We start from the raw sequence: 25,623 nt of genomic DNA, 5'->3' as shown, positions 1-25,623 counted from the left end.
ATCAGACAAAAAAGTCCGCCATGCGGACTTTTTTATTTTCAGCTTTGATCCATCAGATCAAAAATAGGGGACATAACCACGCTGCTTATAACCTTTTGGCGATGCCAGACTGGCCTGATTTTCTTCCAGGCGATACAGTACTTTGAGGAATTCGGCAATTCCTGACTGCTGTAAGGCATGCGGATCAAATTGCTTCAAACCTAAACGTGAAAATAAAGAAGAAATTTCACTGTGTTTATGCACATATTTCATTGACCATTCCGAGAAATGGGACTGCTCTACCATCGCATCTGCAAAACGCAAGATATTGTGATGGCGGGGATCCCGACAAATGCTCTGAAATAAACTTTCCACTACTTCAGCCTGACCTTCAAGGCACTGGAAAAATTTGCCATGGGAATAATACAACACCCCATGAATCTGATGCTGAAGATTGAACTTCCGGGCAGTGGCCAAAATATCACTCAAATCTTGTAACAACTCTTGTTCAGATTCTATGCGTTCACTGGCATAGCAAAGCTGTAGCATCATGCCATCTCACTAGAGGGAAGAATTAAAACCACAATTTAATCAATAATTTTAAATTAAGTCGACCATTTTTTAAGCAAATATCCGTTTTTGCTTACACGGTTTTCAGTTTGCATTTCTGGACTAAACTTTTAACAATAGTGCCTAAATTATTAAACGAATATTTTCATACACCTACCATGAACATGAGGATCACTTGATGTTAAAAGATCTGATTTTAACCCTCGCCTTGTTATGTGTGTGTTTTATCCTGATCATCACTTTAAATGACTGGCAATTCAGCGCTCAAACCAATCTGCTGATCAGTTCAATTTTTATTAGCTGGACGATCTTGAAATTTGTTGGGCATCGTATTTATTTTCATGCCAGTTACCTGCTGATCATGGCAATTTTAGTGATGCTGCAACAGTTTGAAGAAATTTTCTGGGCCATGACCGGCGTGATGGCAGGTTTCGGTTTATATACCCTGTTACAGGTTATATTGATTCCTGCCTTGAAAGAAAAACTGCATTTATCTTTCGGGAAATCCCCTTGGGTAGTTAAATAGCAGTTGCTGCGACATCGGCCAGACTTCGGTCACGTTTAAACATGACATCCACATAAGAACATTGCGGGATGATGGTTAAACTTTTTTCACGGGCAAAATCGACCAGTACATCCAGCATTTTTCGGGCAATACCGTGGCCACGCAGGGAATCATCGACCCAGGTATGATCGGCAATGATGACGGCATCGCCCCGCCATTGATAAGTGATCTCCGCCAGGCGGCGTCCTTGATCTTCCATAAAAAATACACCACCACGTTTTGAATCTTGATATTTAATTTCCATACGAATCTAAACCTTTGTTGTCATTTTAAAATTATAAAACATCATTAAAGCGAGGCTCTCGCTCGAACACGGATTTGGCAAAAGGACATTTTGGAATAATCCTGATGCCGTGTTCACGGGCAAAATTCACAGCGGCCTCGACCAGATAATACCCGACGTGCTGTCCGCGTAGGCTGTCATCGACCCAGGTGTGTTCAATCACTAATTGATCTTCATTTACTCTGGAATAACTCATTTCTGCCAGACGTTTTTCATTTGGCTCTACAAACCATAAACCTCCGGTGTCCTGTTGCTGATGCTCGATCAACATACCGATCCTCTCCTTGTTTTTAAGCCAGACTGACATATTTTTCCCTGCCCTATTGTTAGATTTCTTTTAAAGGATTGTGAATCTGTCCTTCTGACCAATACCGCATTTTGCTCAACAGGTTTAAACTGCCGGCCGGTTCTTTTTATCAGATATGTATGTCCAGCTCTTCTTCCACCTCCTCGGTGACACGTCAATGGGTCTGTGTGATTGCTTTAGCCTCTGCTGCCTTTATTTTCAATACCACCGAATTTATCCCGGTGGCGCTATTAAGTGATATTGGCGCAAGTTTTTCCATGTCACCCACTCAGGTCGGGTGGATGCTGACGATTTATGCCTGGGTCGTGGCGCTGCTGTCTTTGCCAATGATGTTACTGACCAAAAATATTGAACGGCGCTTTCTGCTGATGGTTTTATTTGCGGTGTTTATTTTCAGTCATGTGCTGTCCTATTTTGCCTGGAGCTTTAGCATTCTGGTGCTGAGCCGAATTGGTATTGCCGTGGCGCATGCGCTGTTCTGGTCAATTACGGCGTCGCTTGCCGTGCGGGTTGCGCCAAAGGGCAAAGAGTTTCAGGCACTGGGCTTATTGGCTACCGGTACCGCCATGGCGATGGTTCTGGGAATTCCCTTTGGCCGGATGGTCGGGGAGGCCTATGGCTGGCGCAATAGTTTTGCCTTGATCGCAGTTGTGGCGAGCGTAGTCTGCGTACTGCTGGCCAAAACCTTACCTTTATTACCAAGTGTCAATTCAGGTTCACTCAGCAGTTTAAAGAGCTTGCTGAAACGTCCCAGCCTGATGCTGGTCTTTGCGCTTACCGTGCTTATGATTAGTGCGCAATTTACCGCCTATAGTTATATTGAACCCTTTACGCTGAATATTGCGCAATTCAGCTCTGCGCAGACCACCAGCTTATTGCTGATTTATGGTGGTGCGGGCCTGATCGGCTCTTATGTATTTGGCCGTTTTGCACCGCATTTTCCCCGACTCACCATTCCGCTATTTACACTCGGGCTGGGGATCTCACTGCTGTTATTGCTGCCCCTGTCTCAGGGTGTAATTCAGCTCAATAGCCTAGCGTTAATCTGGGGCATCAGCATTATTGGGTTTAGTCTGGCCCTACAAGCCAAGACCTTAAATCTAGCTTCCGATGCGACTGATGTCGCCATGGCGATTTTTTCAGGTTTGTATAATGTCGGGATTGGCGGCGGTGCCTTACTCGGCGGTCTGGTAACGGCACATATCGGATTGCATAGTATTGGCTGGGTGGGAGCCATTCTGGCGAGTCTAGGTTTTCTGATCAGCTTATATCTGATTCAGCGTCCGGATTTCTTAGGTAAGAAAGCACCTTGAAGCATGATTTTTGTAAATGAAATTGTAGTCTTAGCAAAAATCTGTCATGCTTGCTGCACATTGAGCTATCGCTCAAACAAAATTTAGTTTGAACAAGGGGAGTAGCCTCCTCCAAGCGTTTAAGAATGGAATTTCAATTTTTAAACGTGTCAGAATATCGTCATTACACTTTGCAAAAAGTCGGTATCTGAGCATCTTGAAGTCACACTTTATATAAAAAAGTGGAACAGTAAGATGTAGGCAAGACCTTGATCATGTTGTTATAGATGTTTTTCATCTGGCAACTGGTCAAGGTTTTTTTATGGCCAGTCGTCCGATGTGGAGAATTCACATGGAAACCATTGGTACGCTCTGGCTGTATCTTGTCTTTTTCGCGATTGTCGCAGTCATGCTGGTAATCGATTTTGTCGGCTTTAAGCATCAGCATGGTCAGGAAGTCAAAGTCCGTACTGCTGCCTACTGGAGTATTGCCTGGGTCAGTGTCGCGACTTTATTTGGTGGCGGCTTATGGCTGTATCTGGAGCAGACCGCAGGCACGGCAATTGCCAATGCCAAGGTCATGGAATACTTTGCCGGTTATCTGCTGGAAAAATCCCTGGCGATTGATAACGTCTTTGTCTGGCTGATGATCTTCGCGGCCTTCGCCATTCCACCCGCACTGCAACGCAAGCTGCTGTTATATGGCGTACTGGGTGCGATTATACTCAGAACTATCTTTATTTTTATTGGCGCCTGGTTCGTGCAGGAATTCTCCTGGATTTTGTATATCTTCGGTGCGTTCCTGGTGTATACCGGCTTCAAATTCCTGCGTGGTCAGCATGAAGAAGACAGCAATATTGAAGATATGGCGATTCTGAAATGGCTGCGTAAGCATATGCGTATTACCCCGCAACTTCAGGGCGACAAATTTTTTGTCCGTCAGAATGGTTTGCTCTGGGCAACGCCGTTGTTCCTGGTCCTGATCCTAGTTGAAGCCTCTGATGTGATCTTTGCCGTCGATTCTATTCCGGCTATTTTTGCCGTCACCACCGATCCCTTCATTGTCCTCACTGCAAACCTGATGGCGATTTTAGGCTTACGCGCGATGTTCTTCCTGCTCTCGGGCGCAGCCTCAAAAATGCATTATCTGCCTTATGGTCTCGGGATCATTCTGGTCTTTATCGGCTTTAAAATGCTGATGCTGGATGTGTTCCATATGCCGATCTGGATTTCTTTGAGCTTTATTGTGATTGTCCTGACTGTGACCGCGATCTTGTCGATTCGTCATAGCAAGAAATATAACGAAACCACCCTGTAAAAAGTAATCATCAAAAAAGCCTGCATCAGCAGGCTTTTTTTATTGTTCTATCAGGGATAATTTGGGCCATTTTTGCAAAAACTGTTTGCTCAGCATGCGTTGTTCAAACACGGCATAACTGACTAAATTCGGATTCCAACGCAGCTTTAACTCAAATAAATCTGCTAAACCGAAAGGAGCAATCAACTCCAATTCATCATCTTTCAGGCGCAGTGCCAAGGCCGTGACAGTTTCTGGCCATAATGACAGCGCATGACTAATTGAAGTTAAAGGCCCAATACTTTCATTTTGATTGGTACGATACCACTCATGTACAAAAGCTTGATTGATCACATCCCAACAAATCTCTGGAAAATAGTCTTTTAACTGATCTGCAAGTTGCTGTTCTATAGCGCGAGCCTGCTCATTTTCGTCATAGAAAATCACATCGACCTCCGTATGATTCATGTCATATTCCCAGCCATGTAAATGCGCCCAGATCACATGACGTAACACACCCGCTGCGACATAAGCTTCAGAGTGCAATTGTGCTAACTGATGCAAGATGCGCATTAAGGTCGGCTGCGCACGCACGATCTGTTGAAATTGATCATGATAATTGGATGGGGTCATAGAAGAATCGGGATCACTATTTAAATATGAATGTTCATACAAACATGGCAATTTTTTCAGCTACAATCAATCGAAAAAATCAAAAAGCGTAGGTTTAAAATGTCTTCTGTAATTGCAACGACAGCGATCCGTGGTCGCTTCCTCGACATTCAGAATACAGTTGCCCAAGCACGTGATATACACGACCAAGTGCGATATGTAGAAGATGGTTTAGTCATCATTCAAGAGGGTAAAATTCAGTGGTTTGGTCCATGGCAAGAAGGGCAGTCACAACTTCCTACCGACACTGAATTACAGCACTATCCAGATCAACTGATTGTTCCCGGGTTTATCGACACCCATATTCATTTCCCACAAACCGAAATGGTCGGGGCTTATGGTGAACAACTGCTGGAATGGTTAAATACCTATACATTCCCCACTGAAATCCAGTTCCAAGATGCATCCTACAGCGAAAAAATTGCCGAATTTTTCGTGCAGGAATTGCTTAAAAACGGCACCACCACTGCACTGGTCTTTTGTACCGTTCATCCTGAATCCGTAGATGCTTTATTTAATGCCGCAACCACACGCAATATGCGTCTGATTGCGGGTAAAGTCCTGATGGACCGTCATGCACCGGAAGCGCTGACGGATACAGCAGAAACGGCTTATATTGACTCTAAAACGCTGATTAAAAAATGGCACGGACAGGGGCGGAACCTGTATGCGATTACTCCACGCTTTGCACCAACCTCAACACCTAAACAACTACAAAAAGCCGGACAGCTCAAAGCCGAATATCCGGATGTCTATGTACATACCCATTTAAGTGAAAATAAAAATGAAATTGCTTGGGTAAAAGAACTCTTTCCTGAACGTGAAGGTTATCTGGATGTGTATCATCATTATGGTTTAACCGGGAGCAAGTCCGTCTTTGCACATTGTGTGCATCTGGAAGATAAGGAATGGGATTGTATGCATCAGACCGACTCCGCCATTGCCTTCTGTCCGACCTCAAATCTATTCCTTGGCAGTGGCTTATTTCCCCTGAAAAAAACTTGGGACAAAGGGGTCAAAGTCGGCTTAGGCACAGACATTGGAGCAGGAACATCATTTAATCAGCTGCAAACCCTGAATGAAGCCTATAAGGTGCAGCAGTTACAGGGCGAAAAACTCTCCGCCTTTGAGGCCTTGTATCATGCCACTTTAGGCGGTGCCAAAGCCTTGAGTCTGGATGATCGCCTGGGGAACTTTAATATTGGCAAAGAAGCCGACTTTGTGGTGCTGAATCTCAATGCAACTGCCTTACAGCAGTTACGCCAGAGCAGAGCTAAAAATATTGAAGATGCATTTTTTGCACTGACCATGCTTGGCGATGACCGTAATATTGCAGCCACCTATGTCTATGGAGCAGCCGTTTATGTCAAAGCAGCAGCCAGTGAATAAACCGAAAAAATCCCGCCGTCGCCAATACTCGCTCCTGTCTGCGATGGCGCTGGGCTGTGTTTTATTACTGAAACGCGATTCAACCGTGGCTAAAAAATGATTACATTTACAGCCAGCAAAACAGGTGCATCTATGCTAGGGATGTATTAAAATTGCGACGTATTCAGGTGTTGCAGGTCAACACCTTTTTTATTTTGCTATTTTTACTTTTTAGGTATCTACCCATGACCGTTCAAATGAGCGTAATGATTTCCGCTGAAGAAATTCAAGCTAAAGTCAAAGAGCTTGGTGCTCAAATCAATGCACACTATGCCAATAGTGACAAAGAACTTGTGCTCATCGGTTTATTACGTGGTTCAGTGATTTTTATGGCTGATTTATGTCGTGTGATTTCAAAACCACATGAACTGGATTTCATGACTGTGTCCAGTTATGGCGGTGGCACGGTATCGTCACGTGATGTAAAAATCCTGAAAGATTTAGACGGTGAAATCCGTGGTAAAGATGTGCTAGTGGTTGAAGATATTATTGACTCAGGCAACACCTTAAGCAAGGTACTCGAAATCCTGCAAACCCGTGATCCTAACTCGATTCAACTGTGTACTTTGGTAAGTAAACCATCGCGTCGTGAAATCGATCTGAAAGTCGAATTTATGGGCTTTGAGGTTGAAGATAAATTTATCGTGGGTTATGGCCTGGACTATGACCAGAAGTACCGTCACCTGCCATTTATTGGTGAAATCGGTCTTTAAAATCAGGTTGAAAAAAGTGGCATAAGCCACTTTTTTTATGCCTAAAATAGGCCAAAAATCGGGAACAAAAAATAACATCTCGTTTCATGATTCAACTTTTTATGATCCTGACTTTGTTTCAAGATGATTAAACAGATGTGAAAACAAAGACATGATAAGAAGGAGTATGCATATGTGGACAATTATTGTGGCGATCGTCATTGGTTTTGTAGCAGGTCTGATTGCACGTGCTATTCATCCGGGTAATGACAAGGCAGGCTTTATCATGACTACCTTATTGGGTATTGCCGGCTCCTTATTGGCGACTTTTGGTGGCCGTATGCTCGGTCTGTATTCGGCAGATTCCGCAGCGGGTCTGATTGCTTCCGTGATTGGTGCTGTGATTATTCTGTTTATTTATAATATGGTCACCAAACGCCGTACAGTCTAAACCATTCAGATGTTTCTGAGGTTGATTTGACGACCTGAATAAAAAAGCACCGGAAAAGGTGCTTTTTTATATTGAGCGACTGATAGCTTTATTTAATTTTTATAAATCGAATTCTTTAAAAATCTGCTCAATCTGCTCTGCCGGATAAGCACCCATCACTTTAAAACCATTGGAAAAAATAATCGCAGGTGTACCATTCACGCCCATAGCCTGAGCCAGTTTTTTATTCCGCTCAATTGGATTGGTGCAACTTTTTTTCGATTTAGGTTGAATTCCTTGAGCAATCAGATCTTCCCATGCCTGAGCTGGATTAGACGCGCAATACACCTGTTTTGAAGGAGCAACCGACTGGGGTTTTAAAGGAAGAATAAAGGTATAAATGGTCAAGTCATTCAGTTTTTTCAGCTCTAGCTCAAGATTTTTACAATACGGGCAATTTGGGTCAGAAAAGATCGCAATCTGACGTTTACCCGTACCTCTTACACTTTTCACAGCATCCTGAAGCGGTAATTTTTTCCAGTCGATACTATTTTGTTTCAGCATTAAATCACGGGTCAGATTATGCTGATCCTGAATCCGCAGCATCGGGCCAGCAATCAGATGTTTAGCATCTTCATTCAAATAAACCACTTGGCCCTGCATGGAACCGCTATAGATACCTTTCATCTCGGTGGTCTGAATATTTTCAATTTTTAAATTGGGACTGTTTTTTGCCAAGTTAGCTTGTACCGTATCAATATTGGCAAATGCGAAGCTTGAAACCAATGTACTTAAACTAATGATCAGTATTTTTTTTAACATGAATGTTCTACATGAATTGGATAAGAATATGCTTCGATTCTAATCGCTCTGCTTTTAAATTTCTCAAACATTTATGTTACTGTTTACACTCAGTTAAATAAGCTCATAATGTTTCACGTGGAACACCATGTATAGCGTTAGCTTGAACTCCAATCTATCTAGAAAACACATCAATATTCATAATAAATAATTGTTTTATATAGTTAAAATATTTTAAATGATAAATATCTTACTCATTCAACCTTGACCGATTTTCTGTATCCATTCTAAACTGCAGACACTTTCTATATTCCTCGCTACGCCCTGACATGGATTGGCCAAGGATCAACACTATAACGGCATTTTCATGACAATAACGACCAGCTGGCGACCGTTCTTGATGGTCAGCCTAGCTTTAATGATGGGAACGATTGGCACCGCTTTGGCCAGTCCGCTTTATCCGATTTATCAACAGCTCTGGCATTTGCTGCCCAGCCACATCACCTACATTTTTGTCGCCTATATGTTTGGCTGTCTCTCGACCTTGTTGTTTTTGGGCAGAACCAGTAACAGCATCGGATTTTTACGGACCCTGCAAATTGGTCTGGCACTAATCACCTTAGGTCTCATCATTTCCGTTTTTGCCCAGAATGCACTGATCCTCTCGATTGGCCGTTTTATTATTGGGATTGCCTCGGGCCTGATGACCACTTCTGCCATGATGGGTTTAATGCATACCATCCCAGAAAGCCATAAACACACTGCACCACAACTGATTTCAATCATCACCGCAATGGGTTTTGGTTTGGGACCCTTGGTCGGTGGTGTGATTGCGCAGTTTTCCGTTGCCCCTTTGGTGATGCCATATTTACCGATTATTCTGGGTGCCGTGCTGTGTTTGATTGGCCTGTTCTGGATCAAAGCACCCAAGTTTGAGGCGCAGCCCTTTAGCATGGCGCCTAAACTGCAACGACCTGAAGCCCAGTTTCATCTGGTGTTTATGATTATTGCAGTGACAGCTTTTAGTGCTTTTGCTGCCTTTAGCCTGTTTGCTTCACTGTCGCCATCTTTTGTCCGCAATATTTTACCTTGGCATGGCCCTCTGGTCAGTGGGCTGGCCATTACCAGTATCTTAGTGGTTTCAGTGATCGTGCAATTTATGGCCAAAGCGGTTGCAGCGTCCAAATGTCTGAATATCGGCCTGATGATGATGTGCTTGAGCCTGATGGTTTTAGCGCTATGTATGTATTCGAAAATCAGCCTGCTATTTTTTATCAGTGATATTTGCTTTGGAATTGGCCATGGTTTTGCCCTGATGGGTGCTTTTGCCCTGATTCATCAAATGACCAGCTTAGACAACCGTGCAGCAGTGATGTCGACCTATCTATTTATTGCCTATCTGGGCACTATTGTTCCTATCATTGCCGTGGGTTATCTGGCCGATCACTGGGGGCTGGATTTCGCTGTGATCAGCTTTTGTATCGCGATCAGTCTATTGTGTTTTGCGCTGTGGTGGGCGTATCAAAAATCTCATCTACCAGCCTAAAAAAAGCCCTCAGTTGAGGGCTTTTTTGATGTTTTATTAAATAATTACTTTCCAATACAGAATGAACCGAAGATCTTGCCCAGCAGGTCATCTGCACTGAAATCACCAGTGATCTCACCCAATGCATTTTGCGCCAGACGTAAGGACTCCGCTACCAGTTCACCGGCGTTATACACCACCAGTTGTTCACGCGCCTCAGCCAGATAGAGCTGAGTGCGCTTCATTGCATCTAAATGACGGGTACGTGCGATAAAGGTGTCTTCCTCAGGCTGGAAGCCTGCATGCGCTGTAATCGCCTCTATGAGCGCTTGAACACCGGTCTCCTGCTTGGCAGAGACTGCGATATGCCGGAAACCATTTAAATCGCCAATCACGGCTTCAGCACCGGTCAGGTCGCATTTATTGCCAATCAGCATCAAACGTTTTGGCTCGATATGTTCAGCAAAATATTCTTGAGCAAGTTGCAGCGGATCTTCGCCCTGACTTAAGTCATAGACCAAGAGCAATAAATCGGCCTGTTCGATTTCTTTAATCGCGCGGCGAATCCCTTCTTTTTCCACGATATCGCCAGTTTCACGCAAGCCTGCGGTATCGGTGAGGGTAATCGGCAGACCATTTAAAGTAATCTTTTCATGCAGGACATCACGGGTGGTACCGGCAATATCGGTCACAATCGCGCGTTCAATCCCAGCCAATGCATTCAGCAGAGAGGATTTACCAGCATTCGGTTTACCCGCAATTACGACTTGCAATCCTTCACGTAACAACTGACCTTGACGTGCGGATTGCTGGACTTGAGTGACTGCACTGGATACGCCATCCAGCAGATTTAAAATCTTGCCATCGGCCAGAAAGTCGATTTCTTCTTCCGGAAAATCAATCGCGGCTTCCACATGCAGACGCAGATGAATCAGCTGCTCAAGGACTGCATTGACTTTGGTCGAGAAAGCGCCTTGCAAAGAACGCACCGCAGAACGTGCAGCCGCTTGCGAAGTTGCATCAATCAGGTCGGCAATTGCTTCAGCCTGCACCAGATCCAGCTTGCCATTTTCAAAGGCACGCATCGAGAATTCACCCGCTTTGGCTGCAGTGGCGCCCAGCTCGAGCAAACGGCCGAGCAGGACATTCTGAATTACCGGCCCGCCATGACCCTGCAGCTCGACCACATCTTCACCGGTAAATGAGTTTGGATTCGGAAAACAGATCACCAGTCCTTCATCCATGACTTCACCGGCTGCATCATAGAACTGGCGGAAACCGGCAAAACGCGCTTTAGGCAGCGCTTTTTGGGTCAGTTGCTGGGCAATCTCATAGGATTTTGGACCAGACAGGCGAATCACCCCAACGCCGCCACGTCCTGGTGGAGTTGCAATCGCAGCAATAGTTGTGGTTCGGTTGAGCATAAAATTCACCTGCAAAGACTCAAAAGTACAGCCAAAAAAAATCCGCCTAAGATTACCATCTTAAGCGGATTTATTCAGCTTATCCGTACAACTTAGTTGACTGGAGTGGCCTCATCACGTTTAGCACGCTCTTTGGCAACAGACTTGTTAATCAAAGTTTGTTGCAGAATCGTGATCAAGTTGTTGACGATCCAGTATAAAACCAAGCCTGCCGGGAAGAACAACAAGAATACCGTAAAGATAATCGGCATAAACTTGAAGACTTTCGCCTGCATTGGATCGGTCGGCTGCGGATTTAACGACTGTTGGATATACATCGTCAAGCCCATCAACAACGGCAGAATGAACCAAGGATCCATTGAAGACAAATCCTGAATCCACAGCATCCATGGCGCATGACGCAGTTCCACAGATTCCATCAATACCCAGTACAAGGCCAGGAAAATCGGCATTTGTAATAACAGTGGTAAACAGCCGGCAAGCGGATTGACCTGTTCACGTTTGTACAATGCCATCATTTCTTGAGAGAAGCGCATGCGATCTTCACCGAACTCTTCTTTCATGCGTTGCATTTCTGGCGCAATCACCCGCATTTTCGCCATAGAGCGATAGCTCTTCGACGACAATGGCCACAGGATCAGTTTCACCAAGATAGTCAACAGAATAATTGCCCAGCCCCAGTTACCTACCAGACCATGGAAGAACTCAAGACCGACAAATAACAATTTCGCGATTGGCCATAACCAGCCATAATCAACGGTCTGGTTTAAACCCGCAGCCAAATCTTTCAGTTCTGACTGGATTTTTGGACCTGAATAGAAAGTCGCATCAATTTCAGCCACTGTACCTGCAGGCACATTGAAGGTCGGTGAGGTAAAACCGATGATGTTCATGTTATCGGTTGATTTACGTGATTCAAGCTTGGCGCTATAAGCTTCGCCATTGCCTTGAGTCAACTTCAGCTGACCTGGAACCCATGCACTGACAAAGTAGTGCTGTACCATTGCCACCCAACCACCTGTCGCTTCAGTACTGACTTTTTCTTCAACAAAGTTGTCGAATTTAAGCTTGTTGTACTGCTCGTCCGGGGTACCCCATGCACCGCCCAGGAATGTTCCCAGCGTGAAGATCCCCTGATCAGATTTGCCTGGATCTTCCGAGTTATCGCGTTTGATCTGACCGAACATCTGACCTTGCCAGGTCTGGCCACTGCGGTTGACCACTTTGTGGTTCACTACGACCGGATATTCACCTTCAGTGAAATTGAAGGTCTTGATAATCTCGATCCCGTCAGCGGTTTTAAACACTAGCGGTACAGACAATACTTTCAGGTTTTCACCATCTTTGGATTTGACTGTTTTCGCATCTGCCAGGGTATAAGCAGTTTTTTCCAGCTCATACATTGGACGGCCGTTACGGCTGCTGTCCGGTCCATTCAGACCGATCAGGCCAGACTGGGCGACATAAGTACGTTTCGCATCGCTTTCCAGCATGACGAAAGGTTCATCGCTATCTTTGTTCTTGTCATGATTGAGTAATTCAATACGAACAATATCACCGCCCTTCGGATTGATCCAAAGATGATAAAGGTCAGTTTGTACTGAAATAAGCTGCTGACTTACAGGTGCTGTGGCATCCGTGGCTTGCTGTGCTGGCACATTTGCTTGTGGCAGATCAGAGGCAACTGTAGCCGTCTGACCATTTGGCAAATCTGCAGATACGTCATGTGAAACAACAGCAGTTTCCTGCTGCGGTTTTGTTTCAGCATTTCCATAATCTTTTTGCCACGCCAAAATGAGCAAATATGCGACAACAAACATGGCTCCGAGAATTGCAATCCTGGCCCATTGTTGCATATGTATTACCCCAAGTGGTGAGAGTGATTTTGGTTCAATAAACGATCACGAAAGGGTACAGCAACGTGAAGCGTTTGAGAATCTATTTGCTGAAATGAAATAAAACGAATCGCTTTTGAGGGAACAGGATCATATCCCCAGCCCCCCCACGGATGACAACGGCAAATACGTTTAGTAGCCAGCCACACTCCACGCCCAGCGCCATGCATCTGGACTGCTTCCAAGGAATATTGAGAACAAGTTGGAATATAACGACAGCGCGGTCCAAGAAGAGGACTAATCGCAATCTGATAGAAACGGATCAACCAATGCAGTAAACGTACCATTGGCCAACTCTACTTTTGTGGGGAGGGGGCTATTTTTGAATGCTTTTTGGCGAGACGGTTCAGTTTCTGCCAGGCAAATTGTAATTGCTGGTGCAATTCTGCATTAGGCACTGCTTCAACACCCATTTTCGGCATGATTACAATGTCTAAGTCATCTAATTGCTGTTGATGCAGGCGAAAACTTTCGCGAGCAAGTCGTTTTACTCGATTTCTTTCGTGTGCACGTCGCACTTTCTTCTTGGCAACAACTAAACCCAAACGGCTATTTGGCAGTTCGGAATGTTTTGCAAGAAATAAGAAATGGGGTTGATGCACTTTAAAAAGCGCACCATCAAAGACACCTTTATAATCGGCAGCACAGCGTAATCGCAACTCTGTGCCAAAACTATAAAGTTTTGTCATAACACCCAAAATCGTCTTAGCGTAACTGATTAAACAGTTAAGCTATGACGACCTTTTGCACGACGGCGAGCTAATACTTGACGACCAGCTTTAGTAGCCATACGAGCACGGAAACCATGAACACGCTTACGCTTTAATTCAGACGGTTGGAATGTACGTTTCATATTGAAACTCCAAAAAATGATCTTTCTATGAAGGTCCGCGATTTTAGTGCTCATTGCTTGAGCTGTCAATGCAAAAGCAGTTTTCTTTTCAAATAAGATCAAAAAAGATAAAGCCCCTGTTTTTTCGGAGAACTTAATAAAAAATAGTTCAATTCAAGTTAATCACAAATTAAGTTATTGTTATATAAATATATATAAGTTATAAACAACTCTATCAACAAAGTTATCCACATGTTATCCAGAGTTTAAATTTAACCTGTAGTTTTGAATTTAAATTTGAAGTTTTTTGAGTTATCCACAAAAACTAAGGATCTTATAAATAAATTCAAATTTATAAATTTAAATTTATTACTATTAGGGAGCGATTTTTCTATGGATAAGCCACTTTTTATTTAATTAAACATAAACTTATATTGTGGATAAAGCTGTTTCTATTAATTTTATACTTTGTGGATAACTTTATGATATATTTTATCCACAGCTTGCGGATAAACTTATCCACACTAGGTTTTAAATTTAAATTTATGCATGGTGATTTCTTTTTGCACAGTTTTTGTGGAAATTGCCATGACAGATGTGGATAACTTGGTTAGAATGGCGACCCGCTTTTGGTCGCGGTCATCTTTTTTGAATGAACAATGGAATGAATAGGGGATTCACATGCTTTGGACGGACTGCTTAAATCGCCTGCGACAAGAGCTCTCTGGAAATGTCTTTACAATGTGGATTCGCCCATTGGTTGCAGAAGAGCTGGAAGACAGCTTGCGTTTGTATGCGCCTAATCCTTACTGGACGCGTTACATTCAAGAACATCATCTGGAACTGATCACGATTCTGGCAGAGCAATTGTCTGAAGGACGGGTACGCAAGGTCGAAATTTTGGTCGATTCACGTCCAGGGGCAATTTTATCTGCCAGTGAGCAACCGGCGACCACGACAGCGGCATTGACCTCGACACCGATGCCGGTGCCGAAACCGAAGAAAGAAAAAGAAGACAGCGGCAAAAATAGCCGTAGACGTCAGTTGAATCCATTGTTTACCTTCTCGCTGTTTGTGGAAGGTCGATCTAACCAGATGGCGGCAGAAACCTGTCGCAAGGTGCTGACTCAGCTGGGTGCTTCACAGCACAACCCGTTATTTTTATATGGTCCGACCGGTCTGGGTAAAACCCACTTGATGCAGGCGGTCGGCAATGCACTGTTACAGGCCAAACCGAATGCACGTGTCATGTACATGACCGCAGAAAGTTTTGTACAGGACTTTGTCAGCTCGTTACAGCAGGGCAAAGTTGAAGAGTTTAAGAAAAATTGCCGTTCTCTGGATTTATTACTGGTTGATGATATTCACTTGTTGGCCGGTAAAGAAGCCAGCCTGGTCGAGTTTTTCTACACCTTTAACGCACTTCTGGATGAATCTAAGCAAATTATTTTGACTTCGGATCGTTATCCTAAAGAACTAACCGAACTGGATCCACGTCTGGTTTCACGTTTTTCCTGGGGGTTGTCGGTCGGGGTTGAACCACCAGATATTGAAACCCGAATTGAAATTCTGCTGAAAAAAGCCGAAAGCAATCAGGTTGATTTACCTCGTAACTGTGCGCTGTTTATTGCCCAGCAGGTCGTGGCTAACGTGCGTGAGCTGGAAGGTGCGCTGAATAAAGTGGTAGCGATTTCACGTTTTAAAGGCACACCAATTGATCTGGATGTAGTGCGTGAATCTTTAAAAGATGTGCTGGCGATTCGTGCCCGTACCATCAGTACCGAAAACATTCAGCGCGTGGTCAGTGAGTATTTCCGTATTCCACTGAAAGAACTGGTCGGTCCAAAACGCACCCGGATTTATGCCCGCCCACGTCAGCTGGCGATGGGTCTGGCACGTGAACTCACCGGCGACAGTTTTCCGGAAATTGGCATGGCTTTTGGCGGTCGTGATCACAGTACCGTGATGCATGCCTGCGAGAAAGTACAAAGCCTGCGTGAAGAAGATCCGATCTTTAACGAAGACTATAAAAACCTGCAGCGTCTGTTGCAAAGTTGACCTAAATCGCTCAAATTCTATTCTTGCTATGCGGCTGCTTTTGCCGCATAGTAAACCGTCAAAAAAATCACTTTTTCTATATTAATCTTCAGCTTTAGAGGAATGCACCGTGCGTTTAAAAATCGCGAAAGAAAGCTTACTGAATGTTCTCTCACATGTCGTAGGAGCGGTTGAACGTCGCCATACCTTGAATATCTTGTCTAACCTGAAAATTCAGGTGACTGCGCAAGCATTGACCGTGACCGGTTCCGATCTGGAAGTTGAACTGGTGGCGAGTACAGCACTGGCTGAAGGTGCATGTTTGCAGGAAGGCGAGACCACAGTTCCTGCACGTAAGCTGATTGATATCTGTAAGTCACTTCCTTCAGCAGCATTGGTGGATTTGCATATCACTGAAGATCAGCGCTGCATCCTTAAATCAGGCAACAGCCGTTTTGTACTGGGGACATTGCCTGCTGATGATTATCCATTGCTGAACACTGAAAACACCCAAGGCACGCAAGTAACGGTGACACAGCGTGAGCTAAAACGCCTGTTCGAAAAAACTGCTTTTGCCATGGCGGTTCAGGATGTACGTTTTTACCTGACCGGTACCTTGCTGGAAATTGATGCCAATCAGCTACGTGCTGTGACCACCGATGGCCACCGTCTGGCACTGTGTGAAACAGCGGCACAATCCACTGCAGCACAACCGATTCAGGCGATTGTGCCACGTAAGGCCGTTGCAGAATTACAGCGCCTGCTCAGCGTTGAAGATGAGCAATTATCTCTATTGATTGGTCGTGAACTGCTCAATGTGACCATCAAGATGCCAAGCCGTGACAAGGAACAGGCGGATATTACCGTGCGTTTCACCACCAAGCTGATTGATGGTAAGTTCCCGGATTATCGCCGTGTGATTCCACGTGGTGGCGACAAAGTGGTGATGATCGCACATGACGTGTTCAAGCAGTCTTTGCAACGTGTGGCGATTTTAAGTAATGAAAAGCTGCGTGGTGTGTTTCTAAACTTTAATGCCGATTCTTTGCAACTTCGCGCCAATAACCCGGAGCAGGATGAAGCGATTGAAGATCTGGCGATTCAATATGCTGATTCACCGCTAGAAATGTCATTTAATGCGCAGTATCTGATTGAAGTACTCGGTGTGCTTGATGGCGATGATGTGTCAATGACCATGACTGAAGCGAATCAGTCTGTCTTGGTACAAGACCCGGCGCATACGGATCAAACCTATGTCGTCATGCCGATGCGTGTTTAAGCCGCGGCTCTTGATATTTATATAAGACATGCATATTACGCGTTTACATATTGAGCGTGTGCGGAATTTAAAGACGGTTGCTCTCCAAGGATTGCAGCCGTTTAATGTTTTTTATGGCCAAAATGGTTCAGGTAAAACCTCGATTTTAGAGGCGATTCATTTACTGGCTGCTGGTCGTTCTTTCCGTACCCATATTCCCAAAAATTATATCCAGCATGGCGCACAGGATGCGATTGTGTTTGCACAATCTGCGACTGAAAAAATAGGCATGCAAAAAATGGCCAGCGGGGAACAGTTGATCAAGGTCAATGGCGATCTAGTGGCAACTCAGGGACAACTGGCCAAACTGTTACCCTTGCAACTGATTGATCCACAAAGTACCGATATCATCGATCATGGGGCTAAACCACGACGTCAATTGCTCGACTGGTTGATGTTCCACGTGGAACCAAAGTTTTATCATGCCTGGCAATATTATTCTCGTGCGCTGAAACAGCGAAACAGTCTGCTCAAAAGCAAACGGTTTCTGAGTCTGTCTGATCTGGAACCGTGGAACCAGATGCTGAGTGAATATGGTGAAATCCTGCACTCACAACGTGTCGGCATCGTGGAACAATGGAAGCCATTTTTTGAAGATGACCTGAAACAGTTATTACCTGACTTGCAAGTCAGTCTGGAATACAGTTCGGGTTTTCACAGTGAAACCGGCCTGCTAAATGACCTGACCAACCAGCATGAAAAAGACTGTGAGCGACGTTATACCGAATATGGCCCACATCGCGCAGATTTGCGTTTAAAGACCCCGATGGGTGATGCCGATGTGATCCTGTCGCGCGGACAGAAAAAGCTGCTAATGATCGCACTAAAACTGTCGCAAATCGCAATGCTACATTCTTGTAATAAGGAAACTGTGGTATTATTAGATGATGTGACAGCAGAATTAGATTTAACCGCACAACAACGTTTAATTGAGCGATTGAGCCAACTTGGTAGTCAAGTTTTTATTACCACCTTAGACCATGAATCAGTACAAAAGCACTTACATGATTTGTCTATCTCATATCAGTTATTCAGTGTTGAAAACGGTACAGTTCAAGTTGTGCAATAATATTTTTTGAGTTTTACCCATCTTTGGATAGACCTATTTTTCACTAGGGAGAAACCATGAGTTCAGAAGATCAAGCTGCTTCTCAAACAGAACAAACCATTGAAAAGGCTTATGATTCCTCTAGCATCAAGGTATTACGTGGTTTAGACGCAGTCCGTAAGCGTCCGGGCATGTACATTGGTGATACAGACGATGGTACAGGCCTGCACCACATGGTGTTTGAAGTAGTCGACAACTCGATTGATGAAGCCTTGGCAGGCCACTGTGATGAAATTATAGTGACGATCCATGAAGATGAATCGGTTTCAGTTTCTGATAATGGTCGTGGTATTCCGACCGACATTCACCCTGAAGAAGGTGTGTCTGCAGCAGAGGTGATTTTAACCATTCTGCATGCCGGTGGTAAGTTCGACGACAACAGTTATAAAGTGTCTGGCGGTCTGCATGGTGTCGGTGTTTCCGTAGTCAACGCACTGTCTGAAAAACTCGAATTGACCATTCACCGTGCCGGTAAAATTCATGAACAAGAATACCGTCATGGCGATTCTCAATATCCATTAAAAGTAGTGGGCGATACCGATAAAACCGGTACTCGTGTCCGTTTCTGGCCAAGTGCCGAGACTTTTAGTCAGACCATTTTTAATGTTGATATTTTGGCGCGTCGTTTGCGTGAACTGTCGTTCCTGAACGCAGGTGTGCGTATTGTGCTGCGTGACGAACGCATTAATGCCGAGCATGTCTTTGATTATGAAGGTGGTCTGTCTGAGTTCGTTAAATATATTAACGAAGGCAAAACTCACCTGAATGATATTTTCCATTTCACTGCTGCACAGGCCGATAACGGTATTACGGTAGAAGTCGCATTGCAGTGGAATGATTCTTATCAGGAAAATGTACGTTGCTTTACCAACAACATCCCGCAAAAGGATGGTGGTACGCATTTGGCCGGTTTCCGTGCTGCGTTGACCCGTGGTTTAAACAACTACATGGACAGCGAAAATATCCTGAAAAAGGAAAAAGTTGCGGTATCGGGTGATGATGCGCGTGAAGGCCTGACTGCCATCGTGTCAGTCAAAGTACCTGATCCAAAATTCTCTTCACAGACCAAAGAAAAACTGGTGTCGAGTGAAGTGAAAACGGCTGTTGAACAGGCCATGAACAAGGCATTTTCTGAATATTTATTGGAAAATCCACAAGCAGCCAAAGCGATTGCTGGCAAGATCATTGATGCAGCACGTGCGCGTGATGCAGCGCGTAAAGCACGCGAAATGACACGTCGTAAGAGTGCGCTGGATATTGCCGGTCTTCCAGGTAAACTGGCCGATTGTCAGGAAAAAGATCCAGCTTTGTCTGAACTGTACCTGGTCGAGGGTGATTCTGCAGGTGGTTCAGCCAAGCAAGGTCGTAACCGTAAAATGCAGGCGATTTTACCGCTGAAAGGTAAGATCCTGAACGTGGAACGTGCCCGTTTTGACCGCATGATTTCCTCTGCTGAAGTCGGTACGCTGATTACCGCACTCGGCTGTGGTATTGGTCGTGAGGAATATAATCCGGACAAACTGCGTTATCATAAAATCATCATCATGACCGATGCTGACGTCGATGGTTCACACATCCGTACGCTGCTGTTGACCTTCTTCTTCCGTCAAATGCCAGAACTTGTGGAACGTGGTCATATCTATATTGCCCAGCCACCACTGTACAAGCTGAAAAAAGGCAAGCAGGAACAGTACATCAAGGACAATGATGCACTGGAAACTTACCTAATTTCGAATGCGATTGATGAGCTGGAACTGCATATCAGTGCAGAAGCGCCTGCGATTCGTGGTGAAGCACTGGCGAATGTGATTGCTGATTATCAGACTTCCCAGAAGAGCTTGGCACGTTTGACCCAGCGTTATCCTGCGAGTCTGCTTGATGCACTACTTTCACTGGAAGGTTTTAAGCTGGATCAGCTGGAAGACAAAACCTATGTGGAAACATGGGGTGAGAATCTGCGTGCAGCGATTGAAGCCATTCAGCCAACATTACGTCCAGAATTAACCCTGGAGCGTTTTGAAAAAGAACTGGCAGATGGTCAAAAAACTGCAAGCTGGTTGCCACGTATCACGATCTATGTACATAACTTGCCACATAGCTACCTGTTAGACTCAGTACTGTTAGGTTCAAGTGAATATGCACGTTTATTAAAGAATTCAAAGAGCTGGTTTAGTCTGCTTGAAGAGGGTGCATATTTGCAAAAAGGCGATCGCAAGATTCAGGTCAGCAATTTCCATCAGGTTTGGCAACATATCTTGCAGGACTCACGTCGTGGCATGATGATCCAGCGCTATAAAGGTCTGGGCGAGATGAATGCGGAACAGTTATGGGAAACCACCATGGATCCAGACAACCGTAACATGCTGCAAGTGACAGTTACTGATGCGATTGAAGCGGATCGTATGTTCTCTTGCTTGATGGGCGATGACGTAGAACCACGTCGTGCTTTCATTGAAGAAAATGCCTTGAATGCAGATATTGATGCATAACCCTTCAGGATAAAATCAGATATAAAAAAGCGCCTTTCGAGGCGCTTTTTTTAGACCAATTTTTTTACTCATATCCTGTGAGCTAGGCAAAATAAAGTAATTTTGGACCGATTTTTAGATATGGAACGGGTTCATTTAGGTTTTAAAAAGCCAAGTTGAGTAAGCCAAATCGACTCTAAGAAAGGGTTTATGTATAGAGATTACCAACTCGGGAGAATACCTGAAATCTGGAGTGAATCTATCGTTATAAAAATGATCTGCATCAGAACTTCTAAAATAATTTTTGAATAGGAAAGTGAGGTAGAAAGACGTTCTTTATACGATGAGAAGTTTGCATGCAGTTCACGACACTAGGTGAAAACTGGATCAGTCAAAGTGGTATTTAAAGATGCGTGTAATAAAAACAGATCGAATACTTTAGGTGGATTCGACTAAAAAATAATAAATCGCCTATTCAGAAGATCCAATATCTCAAAAATAAATAAAAAGCTGCTAAAACTAAATTTTAAATTTTCAATAGCTTATAAGAAACTTGGTCTAATACGCTAAATAATACGTGAATAATATTGCTTCAAGCATCTAGAAAGCCTGATCAGAGATGTGGATAACTCTAAAGTTATCCATAATTTTTATGTGAATAAGATAGTATTTTTCCGCAAGCTTTAATCCACGTATTAATTCTTTATTTTAAATTCAAATTTGAAATCGATTATCTTGTGGATAAGTGTTTTTAAATTTAAAATAGCATTTTAAATTTAAAGCTAGATTTGGCGATATATTGCTAGTATGACCAGACTATTCCTTGGATTGGCTTTAAAATAGAAAATTATTATAAATTAAATACTTGTAAATATAGTGTAGTTTCTCTAATCATTACCGTGGAACATATTGTTAACTAAAAACTCAAGATGTAGCTAAACTACATAATTGATTTAATAATCAAGTGAACTTTCATTTTTATTTAAAATCATACTTTTATCGATTTTTGCTTAACTTTTTTATTTCTCATTTTTGAGTTATTTCTTGATTTCATTATTGAAAATCGGGCATTTCTTTTATTACTCGATAGAAAAGAGGGAGGGAGTCGCTGAAATGATATTGATTAGGAACAAGAAAAAGAGGATTGATAAAATGACGATGAAAAATAAAAAAGCGCCTGACGGCGCTTTTTTTTAATCATATTTATGGTGTTAGAATGACTTTACGACAGTCTTCTTCCTTTTTATCAAAAATACGGTAACCTTCCGCAGCATCTTCCAGTTTCATGCGATGGGTAATAATCAGATCTGGAGACAGATCTCCATTTTCAATATGTTCTAGCAACTGCGGCAAGTAATTATGCACATGGGTTTGTCCCATTTTAAAGGTCAAACCTTTGTCAAAGGCATCACCAAACAGGAAGCCATGAATTGGACCGGCATAAACTCCAGGTACACTCACCACACCGCCGCGACGGACCGCTGCAATACATTGTCTTAGCGCTGAACCACTCGAACCTTCTAATTTCAGATTGGTCATTACGGTTTCCAGCATGCTACCTTTGGCTTCAAAACCGACCGCATCAATGACGGCATCGACTCCACGATAACCCGTGGTATTTTGAATGATAAATTCAGCGGCATCGACTTCATCAAAATTGACGGGAATTACCCCATAGGTTTGATGCGCGAAACGCAAACGGTAAGGGTGGTGATCGACCATAAATATCTGCTCGGCACCGAGCATCCGCGCGCAGGCAGCAGCCAGCAGACCGACCGGGCCAGCACCATAAATCGCCACACTGGAACCTCGACCGACTTGGGCATTATTCACTGCTTGCCACGCAGTTGGCAGAATATCGGTCAGGAATAATACTTTTTCATCAGGCAGGGAACCCGGCACCTTAAATGGTCCGACATTGCCTTTGGGGATCCGTACATATTCAGCCTGACCACCCGGTATACCCCCATACAGATGGCTAAAGCCAAATAAAGCTGCCCCTGGTGGGATCTGTTTTTTGTTGAGAATTGCACCACGACCGGTATTGGTATTTTCACAGGCAGCCATGAGTTCATGTTCACAGAAAAAACAGTGACCGCATGCAATCACAAAGGGAATAATCACCCGGTCACCTTTTTTGACTTCGGTTACTTCTGGGCCGACTTCTTCTACAATTCCCATAAATTCATGGCCGAAAATATCACCGTCTTCAGTGGCCGGGATTTTTCCCCGGTATAAATGCAGATCTGAGCCACAGATGGCGGTGGCTGTCACCCGTAAAATAACGTCATCTGGTTCCTGAATCACTGGATCTGGAACGGATTCAACTCGTACATCCCGAGCACCATGATAGGTAAGAGCACGCATGCGGATTTCCTCTCTCTAGTTCAACATTAAACAGACTCGTAGCAAGGCTGCCAAAAATTAAAAAACACTTGTATTAGAGCCTTAGGATGAAACAGTGCGCTGTAAATTAATGTATGAAATAAGGCATCCAACTGTTTAAAAAATAAACTTATATAGGATTTACGTAATTTGTGACCTTATGTATCGAATGATTAGAAAAGAATCGAATTAAAGAAGCATCTAGACATAAATGAAAAAATACAGAGGTGAAAAGGTAAGAGAAAACATTAAAAATAGTGAATAAAAAAGAGATGAACAACGTTAGTCATTCATCTCTTATCTTGAATCTTAGTGGAAGAGTTTTAGAAAGACTGTTCCAGACTTTCCAGTTCCATCATCAGTTCCAGCATCTGTTCTTCGGCTGTTTCCAGTTTGGCTTTGAGCTCAGTTTGCTCATTCATCAGTTTCAGCAAATCATTTTTACGTGATGCTTCGTATAAAGCACTGTCACCCAGCAAGCTTTCAATTTCAGCCAGTCGTGGCTGCAGTTTGGCCATCTGTGCTTCGCATTTTTCAATATTCTTGCGAATTGGACGACTTAGTTCCCGCTGGCGAGCAGCTTCTTTACGTTGTGCTTCCTTGTCCAGTTTGGAAATGGTGGGTTTGACTTCAACTTGGGATTTCACCGGTTCTGCTGGCTTCTGTCCATTTTTGATCATTTCAATACGGGCCTGACGTAACCAGTCAGCATAGGCAGTAAGATCACCATCAAACTCACGGCATTGACCATTATGTACCAGTAGTAGTTCATCACAGACGCTGGCGATGAGCTGACGTTCATGCGAAACCAGAACCACCGCACCCTGGAAATCTTGCAAAGCCATAGTCAGTGCATGACGCATATCTAAGTCTAAATGGTTGGTCGGCTCATCCAGAATCAGTACATTCGGACGCTGCCAAACAATCAGTGCTAGGGCCAAACGTGCACGTTCACCGCCTGAGAAGCTTTCGCTTGGCGTATCCATACGTTCGCCACTAAAACCGAAACTACCCAAGAAGGAGCGTAGACTGGCTTCACTGATTTTTTTATCTGCGATACGTGCCAGCTGTAACATTGGGCTGGCATTACCATCCAGTGCATCCATTTGATGCTGGGCAAAATAACCAATATTCAGTAATTCTGAATCTTTCCGCAGACCCTGAATCAGTTTTAGGTCACCGACCAGCGATTTAATCAGCGTGGATTTACCGGCACCATTCATCCCAAGCAAACCGATCCGGCTGTTTGGTGTGATCTGTAAATTTACATTGGTGACAATCAGCTTGTCGCCATAACCAATATCGGCATGTTCCAGTTGCAATAACGGCGAACTCATTTTGGTCGGTTCACGGAAACTGAAAGTAAATGGCGTATCGACATGCGCAGCAGACAGTTCCTGCATACGTTCCAGTTGCTTGATCCGGCTTTGGGCCTGTTTGGCTTTGGTCGCTTGCGCTTTAAAACGGTCAATATATTTTTGCAGATGTGCGCGGGTTTCCAGCTGCTTTTCATACGCCTGTTGCTGCTGTGCCAGACGTTCACTACGGGTACGCTCGAAAGTCGAGTAGTTGCCGGTATATAAAATCAGTTCCTGATTTTCGATATGTAAAATGTGATCGGTAATCGCATCGAGGAAATCCCGGTCATGCGAAATCAGCACCAGCGTACCTTCATAAGCCTTGAGCCAGTCTTCTAGCCAGAGAATCGCATCCAGGTCCAGATGGTTGGTCGGTTCATCGAGGAGTAGTAAATCTGAACGGCTCATCAAGGTACGCGCCAGATTCAGACGCATACGCCAGCCACCGGAAAAACTTGAAACATCCAGCTGTGATTGATGTTCAAAGAAGCCCAGACCCGCCATCAGCTGCGAGGCTTTGGCAGGAGCCGAATAACCTGAAATTTCATCAAAACGGCCATATAAATGTGCCAGTTCTGCATCATCCAGTTGATCCGGCTGATCGAGTTTTTGCTGAATATCCCAGTATTCTTCATCGCCCGACAATACGAAATCAATGGCTTTCATATTCAGTGCTTTGATTTCCTGAGCCATATGCGCCACGGTCCATACCGCAGGTCGGGTCAGCGAACCGGTGTCCGATTCCATGCCGCCGAGCAAGGCTGAAAACAGGGTTGATTTTCCAGCACCATTGACACCGGTTAGGCCAATTTTCCATCCTGGGTGTAACTGCATCGACGCTTTTTGAAATAAAACACGTCCACCGCGACGTATAGATAACTGGTCTAACTGAATCATTGAGAAATCAAAGCTAAGAAATAAGTTGCGCCTATTCTAAAGGAAAGCCCTGTGAAAATG

The 25,623-nt window shown here is 44.1% G+C and carries 24 protein-coding genes; 12 read left to right on the top strand and 12 right to left on the bottom strand.

Annotation, left to right across the window (positions count from 1 at the left end):
• Positions 1-57: 57 nt before the first annotated feature.
• The gene (locus tag ACTL4S_RS13550; RefSeq protein WP_441299520.1) at positions 58-531 is read right to left on the bottom strand and encodes a BLUF domain-containing protein; all 474 of its coding nucleotides are present in this window, start codon (positions 529-531) and stop codon (positions 58-60) included.
• Positions 532-727: 196 nt separating this feature from the next.
• Here ACTL4S_RS13550 and ACTL4S_RS13545 point away from each other — a divergent pair, with 196 nt between their 5' ends.
• Entirely contained in the window at positions 728-1,075 is a 348-nt protein-coding gene (locus tag ACTL4S_RS13545) for a hypothetical protein (RefSeq protein WP_005108224.1), read from the top strand.
• On the opposite strand, the gene ACTL4S_RS13540 is transcribed toward ACTL4S_RS13545, so the two are convergent.
• Both ACTL4S_RS13540 and ACTL4S_RS13535 read right to left on the bottom strand, forming a co-directional pair.
• Complete coding sequence (locus ACTL4S_RS13540) at positions 1,068-1,358, bottom strand: GNAT family N-acetyltransferase (RefSeq protein ID WP_005108225.1); 291 nt, start codon at positions 1,356-1,358, stop codon at positions 1,068-1,070. The genes ACTL4S_RS13545 and ACTL4S_RS13540 overlap by 8 nt on opposite strands.
• Positions 1,359-1,389: 31 nt before the next feature.
• A complete protein-coding gene (locus ACTL4S_RS13535) occupies positions 1,390-1,668 on the bottom strand; it encodes a GNAT family N-acetyltransferase (protein ID WP_005094867.1) in 279 nt (92 codons plus the stop codon).
• Positions 1,669-1,823: 155 nt separating this feature from the next.
• Here ACTL4S_RS13535 and ACTL4S_RS13530 point away from each other — a divergent pair, with 155 nt between their 5' ends.
• Positions 1,824-3,017 carry a sugar transporter gene (locus tag ACTL4S_RS13530; RefSeq protein ID WP_441299519.1) on the top strand — a complete coding sequence of 398 codons (1,194 nt, stop codon included), beginning with the start codon at positions 1,824-1,826 and terminating at the stop codon, positions 3,015-3,017.
• Between the two features lie 331 nt (positions 3,018-3,348).
• On the top strand, positions 3,349-4,314 hold the full coding sequence (locus ACTL4S_RS13525) for a TerC family protein (protein WP_441299526.1): 966 nt from the start codon (positions 3,349-3,351) through the stop codon (positions 4,312-4,314).
• A gap of 39 nt (positions 4,315-4,353) precedes the next feature.
• Here the strand turns inward: ACTL4S_RS13525 and ACTL4S_RS13520 are convergent, their stop codons facing one another.
• Positions 4,354-4,926, bottom strand: coding sequence for a nucleotidyltransferase family protein (locus ACTL4S_RS13520; protein ID WP_180087483.1), 573 nt, complete (start codon positions 4,924-4,926; stop codon positions 4,354-4,356).
• A 99-nt stretch (positions 4,927-5,025) separates the two neighbouring features.
• Between ACTL4S_RS13520 and guaD the strand changes: the two genes are divergently transcribed.
• From guaD to ACTL4S_RS13500, 4 genes are all read left to right on the top strand, one after another.
• Complete coding sequence (guaD, locus tag ACTL4S_RS13515; RefSeq protein ID WP_441299518.1) at positions 5,026-6,354, top strand: guanine deaminase; 1,329 nt, start codon at positions 5,026-5,028, stop codon at positions 6,352-6,354.
• Complete coding sequence (locus ACTL4S_RS13510; protein WP_441299517.1) at positions 6,329-6,454, top strand: hypothetical protein; 126 nt, start codon at positions 6,329-6,331, stop codon at positions 6,452-6,454. Before guaD ends, ACTL4S_RS13510 begins: the two co-directional genes overlap by 26 nt.
• 124 nt (positions 6,455-6,578) lie before the next feature.
• The gene (gene hpt, locus ACTL4S_RS13505) at positions 6,579-7,106 is read left to right on the top strand and encodes a hypoxanthine phosphoribosyltransferase (protein ID WP_312328756.1); all 528 of its coding nucleotides are present in this window, start codon (positions 6,579-6,581) and stop codon (positions 7,104-7,106) included.
• Between the two features lie 172 nt (positions 7,107-7,278).
• Entirely contained in the window at positions 7,279-7,536 is a 258-nt protein-coding gene (locus tag ACTL4S_RS13500) for a GlsB/YeaQ/YmgE family stress response membrane protein (RefSeq protein WP_004281926.1), read from the top strand.
• Between the two features lie 99 nt (positions 7,537-7,635).
• Here the strand turns inward: ACTL4S_RS13500 and ACTL4S_RS13495 are convergent, their stop codons facing one another.
• The gene (locus ACTL4S_RS13495) at positions 7,636-8,337 is read right to left on the bottom strand and encodes a DsbC family protein (protein ID WP_441299516.1); all 702 of its coding nucleotides are present in this window, start codon (positions 8,335-8,337) and stop codon (positions 7,636-7,638) included.
• 346 nt (positions 8,338-8,683) lie between these two features.
• On the opposite strand from ACTL4S_RS13495, the gene ACTL4S_RS13490 reads away from it, so the two are divergent.
• The gene (locus tag ACTL4S_RS13490; protein ID WP_441299515.1) at positions 8,684-9,862 is read left to right on the top strand and encodes an MFS transporter; all 1,179 of its coding nucleotides are present in this window, start codon (positions 8,684-8,686) and stop codon (positions 9,860-9,862) included.
• Between the two features lie 44 nt (positions 9,863-9,906).
• Here ACTL4S_RS13490 and mnmE read toward each other — a convergent pair whose 3' ends face one another.
• The 5 genes from mnmE to rpmH form a co-directional block, all read right to left on the bottom strand.
• Positions 9,907-11,265, bottom strand: a complete 1,359-nt coding sequence (gene mnmE, locus ACTL4S_RS13485) for a tRNA uridine-5-carboxymethylaminomethyl(34) synthesis GTPase MnmE (protein WP_441299514.1) — start codon at positions 11,263-11,265, stop codon at positions 9,907-9,909.
• A gap of 92 nt (positions 11,266-11,357) precedes the next feature.
• Positions 11,358-13,121 carry a membrane protein insertase YidC gene (gene yidC, locus ACTL4S_RS13480; RefSeq protein WP_262458441.1) on the bottom strand — a complete coding sequence of 588 codons (1,764 nt, stop codon included), beginning with the start codon at positions 13,119-13,121 and terminating at the stop codon, positions 11,358-11,360.
• A gap of 5 nt (positions 13,122-13,126) precedes the next feature.
• On the bottom strand, positions 13,127-13,447 hold the full coding sequence (gene yidD, locus ACTL4S_RS13475; RefSeq protein ID WP_005245550.1) for a membrane protein insertion efficiency factor YidD: 321 nt from the start codon (positions 13,445-13,447) through the stop codon (positions 13,127-13,129).
• 9 nt (positions 13,448-13,456) lie between these two features.
• Positions 13,457-13,849, bottom strand: coding sequence for a ribonuclease P protein component (gene rnpA, locus ACTL4S_RS13470; RefSeq protein WP_004281932.1), 393 nt, complete (start codon positions 13,847-13,849; stop codon positions 13,457-13,459).
• 29 nt (positions 13,850-13,878) lie between these two features.
• Positions 13,879-14,013: a 50S ribosomal protein L34 gene (gene rpmH, locus ACTL4S_RS13465; RefSeq protein ID WP_000831329.1), complete on the bottom strand. Its 135-nt coding sequence runs from the start codon at positions 14,011-14,013 to the stop codon at positions 13,879-13,881.
• Between the two features lie 660 nt (positions 14,014-14,673).
• Between rpmH and dnaA the strand changes: the two genes are divergently transcribed.
• From dnaA to gyrB, 4 genes are all read left to right on the top strand, one after another.
• Positions 14,674-16,050: a chromosomal replication initiator protein DnaA gene (dnaA, locus tag ACTL4S_RS13460; RefSeq protein ID WP_004281934.1), complete on the top strand. Its 1,377-nt coding sequence runs from the start codon at positions 14,674-14,676 to the stop codon at positions 16,048-16,050.
• A gap of 109 nt (positions 16,051-16,159) precedes the next feature.
• The gene (gene dnaN, locus ACTL4S_RS13455; RefSeq protein WP_247144291.1) at positions 16,160-17,308 is read left to right on the top strand and encodes a DNA polymerase III subunit beta; all 1,149 of its coding nucleotides are present in this window, start codon (positions 16,160-16,162) and stop codon (positions 17,306-17,308) included.
• Positions 17,309-17,336: 28 nt separating this feature from the next.
• Positions 17,337-18,416, top strand: a complete 1,080-nt coding sequence (gene recF / locus ACTL4S_RS13450; protein WP_441299513.1) for a DNA replication/repair protein RecF — start codon at positions 17,337-17,339, stop codon at positions 18,414-18,416.
• Positions 18,417-18,472: 56 nt separating this feature from the next.
• A complete protein-coding gene (gene gyrB, locus ACTL4S_RS13445; RefSeq protein ID WP_184413612.1) occupies positions 18,473-20,944 on the top strand; it encodes a DNA topoisomerase (ATP-hydrolyzing) subunit B in 2,472 nt (823 codons plus the stop codon).
• A gap of 1,182 nt (positions 20,945-22,126) precedes the next feature.
• Here gyrB and ACTL4S_RS13440 read toward each other — a convergent pair.
• Together ACTL4S_RS13440 and ACTL4S_RS13435 are read right to left on the bottom strand one after the other, a co-directional pair.
• Positions 22,127-23,290, bottom strand: coding sequence for a zinc-dependent alcohol dehydrogenase (locus ACTL4S_RS13440; protein WP_001202407.1), 1,164 nt, complete (start codon positions 23,288-23,290; stop codon positions 22,127-22,129).
• 341 nt (positions 23,291-23,631) lie between these two features.
• Positions 23,632-25,563, bottom strand: a complete 1,932-nt coding sequence (locus ACTL4S_RS13435) for an ATP-binding cassette domain-containing protein (protein WP_180039049.1) — start codon at positions 25,561-25,563, stop codon at positions 23,632-23,634.
• Between the last annotated feature and the right edge of the window lie 60 nt (positions 25,564-25,623).

The organism is Acinetobacter lwoffii (assembly GCF_052078135.1).
Lineage (GTDB): Bacteria > Pseudomonadota > Gammaproteobacteria > Pseudomonadales > Moraxellaceae > Acinetobacter > Acinetobacter lwoffii_Z.
Note: the sequence above shows the minus strand (reverse complement) of the source record. Positions and strands in the feature narration are given on the sequence as shown.